Annotated in this window: 1 protein-coding gene and 1 pseudogene; both read left to right on the top strand. The window is 61.4% G+C overall.

All coding sequences use genetic code 11. The annotated features are described in order from the left end of the window. Positions 1-265, top strand: a pseudogene (locus GOACH_RS23015) (hypothetical protein); the annotation flags it as partial. A gap of 34 nt (positions 266-299) precedes the next feature. Next, the coding region (locus GOACH_RS23020; RefSeq protein WP_005180825.1) for an IS630 family transposase at positions 300-823 on the top strand (524 nt) is incomplete at its 3' end.

Consider the following 823-nt stretch of genomic DNA (forward strand, 5'->3'; position numbering starts at 1 on the left):
ATACGGCATGCGGGCGGCGCCAGTGTTCGCCGAGTTCCAGGGATTCGTGGCGCGACCGACTGTCCTACAGCTTCGCGATCTCCAACTGCTCGAAGGGCTCGGGGAGTATCCCCCGATGGAAGCCATCACGCTGCTCTACCAGTGGCGGAAGGGGCCACTACCGATGACGTTGCAGGACTTCTTGGAGATGGCGGGGCTACCGCGGCCGATCCCCAGACACGTACTTGAGGACGCCGCTCGTCTGCACAAGCAACTAGTGTCCTGAGTCATTAATTGTCATTCGGTTGATAGACTGGGGAATGGCAACCCGGGGTCCGCGAGCAGTGGATGTTGTTCTGACCGATGACGAGCGCCGTGAGCTCGAAGGGTGGGCGCGTCGGCGAACGACGGCCTCGGGTTTGGCGATGCGATCACGAATCGTTCTCGCTGCCGCTGATGGCGGGTCGAATACCGAAGTGGCACAACGACTCGGCCTCAACCGAGGTACCGTGCGGCGATGGCGAGGCCGGTTCGTCGAGCACCGCTGCGAGGGGTTGCTCGACGAACCCCGGCCCGGGCTACCTCGAACCGTCGACGACGAGCAGATCAAAGACCTGATCACCGCAACTCTCGAGACCACGCCGAAGAATGCGACACACTGGTCGACTCGGTCGATGGCTGAGCATCTCGGCATGTCGCAGTCAACTGTTTCGCGTGTATGGAGAGCGTTCGGATTGGCTCCACACAAACAGGATTCGTGGAAGCTGTCGAAAGATCCCATGTTCACCGAGAAGGTCCGCGACGTCGTCGGGCTCTACATGAACCCACCCGAACGTGCCCTGGT

The sequence above is a fragment of the Gordonia aichiensis NBRC 108223 genome, from assembly GCF_000332975.1.
Lineage (GTDB): Bacteria > Actinomycetota > Actinomycetes > Mycobacteriales > Mycobacteriaceae > Gordonia > Gordonia aichiensis.